Genomic DNA, 12,025 nt, shown 5'->3' with positions numbered 1-12,025 from the left:
GCTTGTCAGACGACGGATGGAGTAATGGATGTGCGCCGCCCGTAAAGGCAGCAGCATAAAGCAGAATTACTCTTGTTCCCTTCGCAGGTATTAACCTGATCAGGTTCCGCGGATCCCGAATTAACGGTCTCAGCCTTTTCCACTTCATCCTTCGCGCTGCCTCTTCTTTGGCTTCGTCCGCTCACTCCAGTCACTTACCTATGTAAGCTCCTGGAGATTCACCGACTTGCCGCCTTGACGCATCACGAACGCTTTTGTGGAAAATTAGCACTCCGACAAGATAACCGCCCCTCCGAAGAGGGGGCTGAAGTAAACTACCCGTTACTCGCGCAGAACTCAAGCGGGACGTTTGACTCTGGCGCCGTCGTGCATCGCGTCAAACACCAGCATAATCAGCTTGTCTTCCAGTACAAAGCGGGCTTCCAGCGCTTCGCCGATATCTGACAAAGCTTGTTGAAATTCGAGACAATTATCGTGATCGATGGCAGTTTCCAGGCTGGTGTCGTAATAATCCATAATGCGCTGCGTATTATCTTCCAGCAGCGGCCAGATTTTTGCCGCATGTAAAAGCTGACCGTTTCCTTCCAATTTATGGAGAATACGTTCATAAATACTGAAGTGCCCGGCGGAAAGGTAATCGACCAGGCTCTGACAAAAATCATCCAGCGCTTTTTCATTCAGCCGCATGTACGATTCTTTGCCAGGCTTAATGCCAACCAGATTGTAGTAAGCCACGAGCAGGTGCTTACGTACATCCAGCCAGCGATCGACCAGTTTGTTGCTTCCGCCAACGCGCTCCGTCAGGGTTTCCAGCTGGTTTAGCATGATTGTCTCCGCAAGTTAGATAAAGGCTGCTCGCCATGAATGTAAAAATAATGTTAACAACATGCCAGTGAAGCAAAGGTAGTGCAAGAGCTATGGATCGTATAATTGAAAAATTAGAGAGTGGCTGGTGGATCGTCAGCCATGAACAAAAATTATGGTTGCCGTATGGGGAATTACCACACGGGCTGGCGGCAAATTTCGATCTTGTGGGGCAGCGCGCACTCCGGATAGGTGAATGGCAAGGCGAGCCCGTCTGGCTGGTGTTACAGCATCGACGTCATGATATGGGATCGGTTCGCCAGGTTATCGATCAGGATGCCGGGTTGTTCCAACTGGCGGGACGTGGCGTACAGTTGGCGGAGTTTTATCGGTCGCATAAATTTTGCGGCTATTGCGGGCACCCTATGTACCCGAGTAAAACCGAATGGGCGATGCTGTGCAGCCATTGCCGCGAGCGTTACTACCCGCAAATCGCCCCCTGCATTATTGTTGCCATTCGCCGTGAGGATTCTATTCTACTTGCCCGGCATGTTCGCCACCGCAACGGCGTGCATACGGTACTGGCCGGGTTTGTTGAAGTCGGCGAAACCTTAGAACAGGCGGTCGCGCGAGAGGTAATGGAGGAGAGCGGCATTAAGGTGAAAAATCTGCGCTATGTGACTTCCCAGCCGTGGCCTTTCCCGCAGTCGCTGATGACCGCTTTCATGGCGGAGTACGACAGCGGCGATATCGTCATCGACCCGAAAGAGCTGTTGGAAGCAAATTGGTACCGTTATGACGATCTGCCGCTACTGCCGCCGCCGGGCACCGTCGCGCGCCGTTTGATCGAAGATACGGTGGCAATGTGTCGGGCTGAATATGATTGACATGTTACACTGGGCGCATCAACGCTAAAGGAATGTAAAAATGACCGAACTCAAAAACGATCGTTATCTACGTGCGCTGCTGCGCCAGCCCGTTGATGTTACGCCAGTGTGGATGATGCGCCAGGCGGGCCGTTATCTACCGGAGTACAAAGCCACTCGCGCTCAGGCGGGCGATTTTATGTCGCTGTGCAAAAATGCCGAACTGGCCTGCGAGGTCACTTTACAGCCGCTGCGCCGTTATCCGCTTGATGCGGCGATCCTTTTCTCGGATATCCTGACGATTCCGGACGCGATGGGCCTGGGGCTCTATTTTGAAGCCGGGGAAGGCCCGCGCTTTACGGCTCCTGTCACCTGCAAAGCCGATGTCGATAAGCTGCCCATTCCCGATCCGGAAGATGAACTGGGTTATGTGATGAATGCAGTGCGTACGATTCGCCGCGAACTAAAAGGCGAGGTTCCGCTGATCGGCTTCTCCGGCAGCCCGTGGACGCTGGCGACTTACATGGTGGAAGGCGGCAGTAGCAAAGCCTTCACGGTGATTAAAAAGATGATGTACGCTGACCCGCAGGCGTTGCATCTGCTGCTGGATAAGTTGGCGAAAAGCGTCACGCTGTACCTCAACGCGCAGATTAAAGCGGGTGCGCAGTCGGTGATGATTTTCGATACCTGGGGCGGCGTGCTGACTGGCCGCGATTACCAGCAGTTCTCCCTCTACTACATGCATAAAATCGTCGATGGCCTGCTGCGTGAAAACGACGGTCGCCGCGTGCCGGTAACGCTGTTCACTAAAGGTGGCGGTCAGTGGCTGGAGGCGATGGCGGAAACCGGCTGCGACGCGCTGGGTCTCGACTGGACGACAGATATCGCCGGTGCGCGCCGTCGCGTTGGCCATAAAGTGGCGCTGCAGGGCAATATGGACCCCTCGATGCTGTATGCGCCGCCGGCACGGATCGAAGACGAAGTAGCGACTATACTTGCTGGTTTCGGTCAGGGAGAAGGGCACGTCTTTAACCTTGGACATGGCATCCATCAGGATGTGCCGCCAGAACATGCTGGCGCATTTGTGGAGGCAGTGCACCGACTTTCTGCGCAGTATCACAGCTAAGGAGTTAGTATGGATCTCGCGTCGTTACGCGCTCAACAGATAGAACTTGCTTCATCGGTTTGCCGCGAAGATCGGTTGGACAAAGATCCGCCAGCGTTTATCGGCGGGGCGGACGTCGGTTTTGAGCAGGGGGGCGAGGTGACGCGGGCGGCGATGGTATTGCTGAAATATCCGTCGCTTGAACTGGTAGAGTACAAGGTGGCGCGTATTGCCACCACTATGCCATATATCCCCGGCTTTCTCTCTTTTCGTGAATATCCTGCGCTGCTGGCGGCGTGGGAACAGCTCTCGCAAAAGCCCAATTTGCTGTTTGTAGACGGTCACGGTATTTCGCATCCGCGTCGGCTTGGCGTCGCCAGTCATTTTGGACTGTTGGTGGACGTGCCGACCATCGGCGTAGCGAAAAAACGGCTATGCGGTAAATTTGAACCACTTTCCACCGAACCTGGCGCACTTAGCCCCTTAATGGATAAAGGCGAGCAACTGGCGTGGGTATGGCGCAGCAAGGCGCGCTGTAATCCGCTGTTTATCGCGACGGGGCACCGGGTCAGTACTGACAGCGCGCTGGCGTGGGTACAGCGCTGTATGAAAGGGTATCGCCTGCCGGAGCCGACGCGCTGGGCGGATGCCGTCGCTTCCGGGCGTCCGGCGTTTATTCGTTGGCAAGAAATTCAGCGCTGATTCAGGTAAACTGCCGCTAATTTCCGATTCGAGATTCCATCATGTTACAAAACCCGATTCATTTGCGTCTGGAGCGGCTGGAAAGCTGGCAGCACGTTACTTTTATGGCCTGCTTGTGCGAGCGCATGTACCCGAACTACGCCATGTTTTGCAAGCAGACGGAATTCGGCGACGGACAGATCTACCGTCGCATTCTGGATCTGATCTGGGAAACCCTGACGGTGAAAGATGCAAAGGTCAATTTCGATAGCCAACTGGAGAAGTTTGAAGAGGCAATTCCGGCAGCTGACGACTATGATCTGTACGGCGTTTACCCGGCGATTGACGCCTGCGTCGCATTAAGCGAATTAATGCATTCTCGTCTTAGCGGCGAAACGCTGGAACACGCTATTGAGGTTAGTAAGACTTCTATTACTACGGTGGCGATGTTGGAAATGACTCAGGCTGGTCGGGAAATGACCGATGAGGAGCTCAAAACGAACCCTGCCGTTGAACAGGAATGGGATATTCAGTGGGAAATATTCCGACTTTTAGCCGACTGCGAAGAACGCGATATTGAACTGATAAAAGGGCTCAGGGCAGACCTGCGCGAGGCTGGTGAGAGCAATATCGGTATAAATTTTCAGCAATGACACCAGAAAACGTGATTTAACGTCTGATTTGTCGTGCCATAAGGCTTCCCTTATGCCCCCCGTCTGGTCTACATTTGGGAGGCGAAAAAAAGTGGCTATCGGTGCGTGTATGCAGGAGAGTGCTTTTCTGGCATTTCCGTCGCACTCGATGCTTAGCAAGCGATAAACACATTGTAAGGATAACTTATGAACAAGACTCAACTGATTGATGTAATTGCAGACAAAGCAGAACTGTCCAAAACCCAGGCTAAAGCTGCTCTGGAATCCACTCTGGCTGCTATTACTGAGTCTCTGAAAGAAGGCGATGCTGTACAACTGGTTGGTTTCGGTACCTTCAAAGTGAACCACCGTGCTGAGCGCACTGGCCGTAACCCACAGACCGGTAAAGAAATCAAAATCGCCGCCGCTAACGTACCGGCGTTTGTTTCTGGTAAAGCTCTGAAAGACGCAGTTAAGTAAGACACGTAACTGTGAACAGTTTTATCGAAGGGGCTCGTCAGCCCCTTTTGTCTGTCTGGCGTCGCGCGTTTCTATTTTCTGGCGCGCTGTTGCTGACTGCCTGCAGTCATAACGCTTCACCGCCTCCGTTTACTGCCAGCGGCTTTGCCGGCGATCACGGCGCGGTGCGTATCTGGCGTAAAGATACGAACGATGAAGTCCATCTGCTTTCTGTTTTTAGCCCGTGGCATAGCGGCAGCACGACGACCAGCGAATATCGTTGGCAGGGTGATACGCTTTCGCTTATTGAACTCAATATTTACAGCAAACCGCCAGAACATATTCGCGCGCGTTTCGACGCTCATGGCGAACTCAGTTTTATGCAGCGTGAAGTCGGGGGGCAGAAGCAGCAGCTTTCCAACGATCAGATTGCCTTGTATCGCTATCGCGCCGAACAAATCCGTCAGACCAGCGACGCCTTGCGCCTGGGGCGGGTCATACTACGCCAGGGACGCTGGCACGCCGACCATACGGTAACCACCTGTGAAGGTGAAACGCTGAAACCGGATCTGGATTCCTGGGCAATAAGCCACATTGAGCGCCGCCAGAACCGCTCATCGGTAGAGGTGAGCGTAGCATGGCTGGAGGCGCCGGAAGGATCGCAACTTTTGCTGGTGGCGAATTCAGATTTCTGTCACTGGCAACCGCAAGCGAAAACCTTTTGATGGAATACCGAATGGCGAAGCCGCCATTCGGCAGACATACTTTACCAGTTTCCCATACCCATGTGACCGCCGCCGCGATGATAACCGCTGCCATAGCCGCCGCAACCGCCATAGCCCATTCCTGCGCCGCGTGGTATGCCAGCCTGCGCCATCGCGACATCCCGTTTCACGCGTTGCTCATCTAACTTCTGGCCTAATGACTCCATCTCTTTGGCAACCGCATTAATTTTCGCAGTATCCGGCGAACTGGCGGTCAGTAGCGCGTTATATTCATAACGTTTGGATATCAGTTGCTGGCGCAGCGCGCTGGTCTGCGTGTAGTAGTCATCATAAATCTTCTGCGCCGTCGCCTGCTGTTCCGTAGTTAATGGGCTACCTCCCTGTTGCCACATACCGTCATTGTTGCTCCAGTGATGCCCGGCGAAGGCGGCGCCGGAGCTCAGGGCCAAAAGAGAGAGGGCGATTAGCGCGATAGCTGATTTATTGTTCCGTTTCATTTTGCGTTCTCCTGTTGCTCATCTTATCCTCTCTCTTGCATCTTCCGTGCCAGGTAACTATTCCTTGTCGGGCAGCGAGTTAACCCGCTTCAGGCGGCAAAAAGCGAGTAAAAATGACTCGCATAACCCGCCTGGCGAGTCATTTTTACCCACCCGTATCCGAAAGGGTGTGCGACAACGCGCGGTTATGCGGAGCGAAGAATGGCATGATCTCTGCTTAAATAAGGAAAATAAAAACGAGCCGGGGAAGCCTGTGAGTTTTATACGATTACATAAAGATGCCGCTGCAACGTGGTTGAGTCGGCTGTTACCTGCGGCGATCTTCATTCTGGTGGGGCTATTTTCCATTATGGTCATTCGCGACTATGGCCGTGAGAGCGCTGCCGCCAGGCAGACGCTGCTGGAAAAGGGAAATGTACTCATTCGCGCTCTGGAGTCCGGCACGCGAGTAGGTATGGGAATGCGGATGCATCACGCGCAGCAGCAGACATTGCTGGAAGAGATGGCGGGTCAGCCAGGCGTGTTGTGGTTCGCCGTAACGGATGCGCAGGGGGTAATCATTACTCATAGTAACCCTGGCATGGTGGGCAAATCGCTCTATTCCCCATCTGAAATGCATCAACTAAACCCCGGGCCGCAGGAGCGTTGGCGGCGTGTCGACGTTGCTGCTAACGGCGAGACGGTGCCTGCGCTGGAAATTTACCGCCAGTTCCAGCCGCTTTTCGGTATGAGAGGTCACGGTATGAGGGGGCACGGCATGGCGCGTAGCGCCAATGACGACGAACCAGCGAAACAAACTATTTTTATTGCCTTTGACGCCAGCGAGCTGGCCGCGACACAGGCAAGGGAGTGGCGTAATACGCTGATTGTTTTGTCTGCGTTAGCGACGGTGCTGTTGGCAACGTTACTGGCGTTTTTTTGGCATCAGCGTTATCAGCGCTCGCACAGAGAACTGCTTGATGCAATGAAGCGTAAAGAAAAGCTGGTGGCGATGGGGCATCTGGCGGCGGGCGTCGCGCACGAAATTCGTAACCCGCTCTCGTCCATCAAAGGGCTGGCGAAATACTTTGCCGAGCGCACGCCAGCCGGCGGCGAGTCGCATGAACTGGCGCAGGTGATGGCCAAAGAGGCCGATCGTTTGAACCGGGTGGTAAGCGAATTGCTCGAACTGGTAAAGCCCGCGCATCTGACGCTCCAGGCGGTTAACCTCAATGATATTATTACTCACTCCCTGAATCTGGTCAGCCAGGATGCCCAAAGCAGAGAGATTCAGTTGAGATTCATGGCGAATGAGACGCTTAAGCGTATTCAGGCTGACCCGGACAGGCTGACTCAGGTGCTGTTGAATTTGTACCTGAACGCTATTCATGCGATTGGCCGCCAGGGAACGATTACCGTAGAGGCAAAAGACAGTGGGACCGACCGCGTTATCATCACTGTTACCGATAGCGGGAAAGGGATCGCGCCGGATCAGCTGGAGGCGATTTTTACACCTTATTTTACGACCAAAGCTGACGGGACAGGCCTGGGGCTGGCGGTGGTGCAAAATATCATCGAACAGCATGGCGGCGCGATTAAGGTGAAAAGTATTGAGGGTAAAGGCGCGGTCTTTACTATCTGGTTGCCAGTGATAGCGAGACAACAGGATTAACAAGGGTGATACGCGGAAAAATCGATATTCTGGTTGTGGATGATGATGTAAGCCACTGCACGATTTTACAGGCGCTGCTTCGGGGCTGGGGCTATAACGTCGCTCTGGCCTACAGTGGGCATGATGCGTTGGCTCAGGTGCGTGAGAAAGTCTTTGATCTGGTACTGTGCGATGTGCGTATGGCGGAGATGGACGGTATCGCCACGCTGAAGGAGATTAAAGCGCTCAACCCCGCCATTCCGATTTTGATTATGACGGCATTCTCCAGCGTGGAAACGGCGGTAGAGGCGTTGAAAGCCGGCGCGCTCGACTATTTAATTAAACCGCTGGATTTTGACCGTCTGCAGGAGACGCTGGAAAAGGCGTTGGCGCATACGCGGGAAACGGGCGCTGAATTGCCATCGGCGTCGGCTGCGCAATTTGGCATGATTGGCAGCAGTCCGGCGATGCAACATTTACTGAATGAAATCGCGATGGTCGCACCATCAGACGCCACGGTATTGATTCACGGAGACTCCGGCACGGGTAAAGAGCTGGTGGCGCGGGCGCTACACGCCTGTAGCGCCAGGAGCGATAAACCGCTGGTCACGCTCAACTGCGCCGCGCTTAATGAATCGCTGCTGGAGTCCGAGCTGTTCGGACACGAAAAAGGCGCGTTTACCGGCGCGGATAAACGTCGGGAGGGACGCTTTGTCGAAGCTGACGGCGGGACATTGTTTCTTGATGAAATCGGCGATATCTCGCCGTTAATGCAGGTACGTTTGCTGCGGGCGATTCAGGAGCGCGAAGTGCAACGCGTGGGAAGTAACCAGACGATATCTGTGGATGTTCGGTTAATTGCCGCTACCCACCGCGATCTGGCGGAAGAGGTGAGTGCTGGTCGTTTTCGCCAGGATCTCTATTACCGCCTGAATGTGGTGGCGATTGAAATGCCTTCTTTGCGCCAGCGTCGGGAAGATATTCCGCTACTGGCAGACCATTTTCTGCGGCGTTTTGCCGAACGTAACCGAAAAGCGGTAAAGGGGTTTACGCCGCAGGCGATGGATCTGCTGATCCACTACGACTGGCCGGGCAATATCCGTGAGCTGGAAAACGCTATCGAGCGGGCGGTGGTGTTGCTGACGGGAGAATACATTTCTGAACGCGAATTGCCTCTCGCTATTGCCGCGACGCCGATAAAAACGGAATACAGTGGTGAGATCCAACCGCTGGTGGACGTCGAAAAAGAGGTGATTCTGGCGGCGCTGGAAAAAACGGGCGGCAATAAAACCGAAGCCGCCCGTCAATTGGGCATTACGCGCAAAACGCTGCTGGCTAAACTCAGCCGTTAGCTTTGCTCACGCTCGATGGCGCGCCAGCCGATGTCGTTACGGCTGAAGCTGCCGTCCCAGCGGATGTCGGTCATCAGGGCGTAAGCGCGTTTCTGCGCCTCAGCCACAGTGTGACCCAGCGCGGTGGCGCATAGTACGCGACCGCCGCTGGTCAACACGCGGTCGTCATCGGCGAGTTTGGTGCCCGCGTGGAAGACCTTACCGTCAGCCACTTCTTCCAGCGGCAGGCCGTGGATCTCGTCGCCGGTGCTGTAGCTGCCCGGATAACCGCCCGCGGCGATCACCACGCCTAATGAAGCGCGTTCGTCCCACTCGGAGGTTTTCTCATCCAGCTTGCCGTCGCAGGCGGCCAGGCAAAGATCCACCAGATCCGATTTCATGCGCAGCATGATCGGCTGGGTTTCCGGATCGCCGAAGCGGCAGTTGAACTCGATAACCTTCGGATTGCCCTGCTTGTCGATCATCAGACCCGCATACAGGAAGCCGGTATAGGTGTTACCTTCCGCGGCCATGCCTTTCACGGTTGGCCAAATGATGCGTTCCATGGTGCGCTGATGCACTTCATCAGTCACCACCGGCGCCGGTGAGTAAGCCCCCATGCCGCCGGTGTTCGGGCCGGTATCGCCGTTGCCTACGCGTTTGTGGTCCTGACTGGTGGCCATCGGCAGCACGTGCTTGCCGTCGACCATCACGATAAAGCTCGCTTCTTCGCCGTCGAGGAACTCTTCAATCACGATACGGTGGCCCGCATCGCCAAAGGCGTTGCCTGCCAGCATGTCATGAACGGCGGCTTCGGCTTCTTCAAGCGTCATCGCCACGATAACGCCTTTACCGGCAGCCAGACCGTCAGCTTTGATGACGATCGGCGCGCCTTTCTCACGCAGATAAGCCAGCGCAGGCTCAATCTCGGTGAAATTCTGGTATTCCGCCGTCGGAATCTGGTGACGATCGAGGAAATCTTTGGTGAACGCTTTGGAGCCTTCCAGTTGCGCGGCCCCTTCGGTTGGGCCAAAGATCTTCAGACCCGCCGCGCGGAACGCATCGACCACGCCAATCACCAGCGGCGCTTCCGGGCCGACGATGGTCAGATCAATCTTCTCGTTCTGGGCAAAGCTCAGCAGCGCCGGAATATCGGTGACGCCGATAGCCACGTTCTGCAACGCGGGCTCCAGCGCGGTACCGGCATTACCCGGTGCGACAAAAACGGTATCAACCAGCGGCGACTGTGCGGCTTTCCAGGCCAGCGCGTGTTCGCGCCCGCCGTTACCAATGACTAAAACTTTCATCGTCTGCTCCCTGAATTAATGGCGGAAGTGGCGCATGTCGGTGAAGATCATCGCAATGCCGTGTTCATCGGCAGCGGCAATGACTTCATCATCACGGATAGAACCGCCAGGCTGGATAACGCAGCTCACGCCGACAGCGGCAGCGGCATCAATACCGTCACGGAACGGGAAGAAGGCGTCGGAAGCCATGGCTGAGCCTTTCACTTCCAGACCTTCGTCAGCCGCTTTAATCCCGGCGATTTTCGCGGAGTAGACACGGCTCATCTGGCCTGCGCCTATGCCGATAGTCATGTTCTCTTTGGCATACACAATGGCGTTGGATTTCACGAACTTCGCCACTTTCCAGCAGAACAGCGCATCGCGCAGCTCCTGCTCGGTCGGCTGGCGTTTGGAAACCACGCGCAGTTCAGCTTCGCTCACCATACCCAGATCCCTGTCCTGAACCAGCAGGCCGCCGTTAACGCGTTTGAAATCCAGGCCCGGAACGCGGCTTGCCCATTGGCCGCAGGTCAGAACACGGACGTTCTGCTTGGCAGCGGTAATTTTCAGCGCTTCTTCGCTTGCGGATGGGGCGATGATCACTTCCACGAACTGACGGGAGATGATGGCCTGCGCGGTTTCGGCATCCAGCTCGCGGTTGAAGGCGATGATGCCACCGAACGCGGAGGTTGGGTCGGTTTTGTATGCGCGGTCGTAAGCGTCGAGAATAGAGGTACTTACCGCCACGCCGCATGGGTTAGCGTGCTTGACGATTACGCAGGCTGGCTCGTTGAACGCTTTCACACACTCCAGCGCCGCATCGGTATCGGCGATGTTGTTATAGGAAAGCGCTTTGCCCTGAACCTGCTGTGCGGTGGCAACGGACGCTTCTTTGACATTCTCTTCTATATAGAAGGCAGCCTGCTGGTGGCTGTTCTCGCCATAGCGCATATCCTGCTTCTTAATGAAGTTCAGATTCAGCGTACGCGGGAAGCGACCGGCGGCTTCTTTGCTTTCACCGTGGTAGGCCGGAACCATGCTGCCGAAGTAGTTAGCGATCATGCTGTCGTAGGCGGCGGTGTGTTCGAAGGCTTTAATCGCGAGATCGAAACGGGTGTCGAGGGTCAGAGAACATTCGTTAGCGTCCATCTCTTTAATAATGGCGTCGTAGTCGCTGCTCTTCACCACGATGGCCACGTCTTTATGGTTCTTCGCGGCGGAGCGCACCATGGTCGGGCCGCCGATATCGATGTTCTCTACTGCATCTTCTAGCGAGCAACCTTCGCGGGCAACGGTCTCGGCGAACGGATACAGGTTAACGACAACCATATCGATAGGGGCGATGTGGTGCTGTTCCATAATGGCATCGTCCTGGCCGCGACGACCGAGGATGCCGCCGTGGACTTTTGGATGCAGGGTCTTTACGCGTCCATCCATCATTTCCGGGAAACCGGTGTAATCGGAAACTTCGGTCACCGGCAGGCCTTTTTCTGCTAACAGGCGGGCTGTGCCCCCCGTAGACAGCAGCTCCACACCGCGTGCGGAAAGTGCCTGGGCGAATTCGATGATACCGGCCTTGTCAGAAACACTGAGCAGAGCGCGGCGGACTGGACGACGTTGTTGCATGGTAAATCCCCTGGATTTGACGATTACAGAGAGCGTTAGCTGAATTTTTCGTAAAAAACTCAGCTAACGCCCCTTATGGGGCATTCTCATTTTGCGGCGACATTGTAACGAAAACGTTTGCGCAACGCTCGCGAATTTTTCTTTTTAAATTCTGGCCCCGCTTTTATCCCTGAAAGATCGTTTGCAGAGTGAGAAGATCCAGGAAATGAACGCGCATTTTGTGGATAAGTCTGTGCGTAAATGGGTATAACCAAGGGTTTTGCTGGGGAATGCAGCAAACAGTCATTTTTCTGCAATTTTTCTATTGCGGTCAGCAGAGAACTCCCTATAATGCGCCTCCATCGACACGGCGGATGTGAATCACTTCACACAAACAGCCGGTC

General features: G+C 54.9%; 12 protein-coding genes and 1 riboswitch. Of the genes, 8 read left to right on the top strand and 4 right to left on the bottom strand.

The window, feature by feature from the left end; all coding sequences use genetic code 11:
* Nucleotides 1-59: 59 nt before the first annotated feature.
* Nucleotides 60-281: riboswitch (TPP riboswitch) on the bottom strand.
* 55 nt (nucleotides 282-336) lie between these two features.
* The gene (locus ACLD3P_RS20880) at nucleotides 337-825 is read right to left on the bottom strand and encodes an Rsd/AlgQ family anti-sigma factor (RefSeq protein ID WP_000934322.1); all 489 of its coding nucleotides are present in this window, start codon (nucleotides 823-825) and stop codon (nucleotides 337-339) included.
* Nucleotides 826-917: 92 nt separating this feature from the next.
* On the opposite strand from ACLD3P_RS20880, the gene nudC reads away from it, so the two are divergent.
* The 6 genes from nudC (at nucleotide 918) to ACLD3P_RS20850 (ending at nucleotide 5,272) form a co-directional block, all read left to right on the top strand.
* The gene (nudC, locus tag ACLD3P_RS20875; protein WP_024798268.1) at nucleotides 918-1,691 is read left to right on the top strand and encodes an NAD(+) diphosphatase; all 774 of its coding nucleotides are present in this window, start codon (nucleotides 918-920) and stop codon (nucleotides 1,689-1,691) included.
* Between the two features lie 40 nt (nucleotides 1,692-1,731).
* Nucleotides 1,732-2,796, top strand: a complete 1,065-nt coding sequence (gene hemE / locus ACLD3P_RS20870; protein WP_024798267.1) for a uroporphyrinogen decarboxylase — start codon at nucleotides 1,732-1,734, stop codon at nucleotides 2,794-2,796.
* Nucleotides 2,797-2,805: 9 nt separating this feature from the next.
* Nucleotides 2,806-3,477, top strand: a complete 672-nt coding sequence (gene nfi, locus ACLD3P_RS20865; protein ID WP_001529320.1) for a deoxyribonuclease V — start codon at nucleotides 2,806-2,808, stop codon at nucleotides 3,475-3,477.
* Between the two features lie 41 nt (nucleotides 3,478-3,518).
* Nucleotides 3,519-4,109 carry a YjaG family protein gene (locus tag ACLD3P_RS20860; protein ID WP_000940092.1) on the top strand — a complete coding sequence of 197 codons (591 nt, stop codon included), beginning with the start codon at nucleotides 3,519-3,521 and terminating at the stop codon, nucleotides 4,107-4,109.
* 186 nt (nucleotides 4,110-4,295) lie between these two features.
* Nucleotides 4,296-4,568, top strand: coding sequence for a nucleoid-associated protein HU-alpha (hupA, locus tag ACLD3P_RS20855; protein ID WP_001044509.1), 273 nt, complete (start codon nucleotides 4,296-4,298; stop codon nucleotides 4,566-4,568).
* 11 nt (nucleotides 4,569-4,579) lie between these two features.
* Nucleotides 4,580-5,272, top strand: coding sequence for a DUF1481 domain-containing protein (locus tag ACLD3P_RS20850; RefSeq protein ID WP_001083932.1), 693 nt, complete (start codon nucleotides 4,580-4,582; stop codon nucleotides 5,270-5,272).
* 41 nt (nucleotides 5,273-5,313) lie between these two features.
* Here ACLD3P_RS20850 and zraP read toward each other — a convergent pair whose 3' ends face one another.
* Nucleotides 5,314-5,769, bottom strand: coding sequence for a zinc resistance sensor/chaperone ZraP (gene zraP, locus ACLD3P_RS20845; protein WP_411006652.1), 456 nt, complete (start codon nucleotides 5,767-5,769; stop codon nucleotides 5,314-5,316).
* Nucleotides 5,770-6,022: 253 nt separating this feature from the next.
* Here zraP and zraS point away from each other — a divergent pair, with 253 nt between their 5' ends.
* Together zraS and zraR are read left to right on the top strand one after the other, a co-directional pair.
* Entirely contained in the window at nucleotides 6,023-7,420 is a 1,398-nt protein-coding gene (gene zraS, locus ACLD3P_RS20840; protein WP_411006651.1) for a two-component system sensor histidine kinase ZraS, read from the top strand.
* A gap of 5 nt (nucleotides 7,421-7,425) precedes the next feature.
* Nucleotides 7,426-8,751: a sigma-54-dependent response regulator transcription factor ZraR gene (zraR, locus tag ACLD3P_RS20835; protein ID WP_000617928.1), complete on the top strand. Its 1,326-nt coding sequence runs from the start codon at nucleotides 7,426-7,428 to the stop codon at nucleotides 8,749-8,751.
* Here zraR and purD read toward each other — a convergent pair.
* Both purD and purH read right to left on the bottom strand, forming a co-directional pair.
* Entirely contained in the window at nucleotides 8,748-10,037 is a 1,290-nt protein-coding gene (purD, locus tag ACLD3P_RS20830) for a phosphoribosylamine--glycine ligase (RefSeq protein ID WP_411006650.1), read from the bottom strand. The genes zraR and purD overlap by 4 nt on opposite strands.
* Nucleotides 10,038-10,052: 15 nt before the next feature.
* Entirely contained in the window at nucleotides 10,053-11,642 is a 1,590-nt protein-coding gene (gene purH, locus ACLD3P_RS20825; protein WP_411006649.1) for a bifunctional phosphoribosylaminoimidazolecarboxamide formyltransferase/IMP cyclohydrolase, read from the bottom strand.
* Nucleotides 11,643-12,025 lie beyond the last annotated feature (383 nt).

The sequence above is a fragment of the Salmonella sp. 741265073_HBA genome (assembly GCF_046569105.1).
GTDB lineage: Bacteria > Pseudomonadota > Gammaproteobacteria > Enterobacterales > Enterobacteriaceae > Salmonella > Salmonella enterica.
The sequence above is the reverse complement of the archived record's forward strand: the minus strand, read 5'-3'. Positions and strand labels throughout refer to the sequence as shown.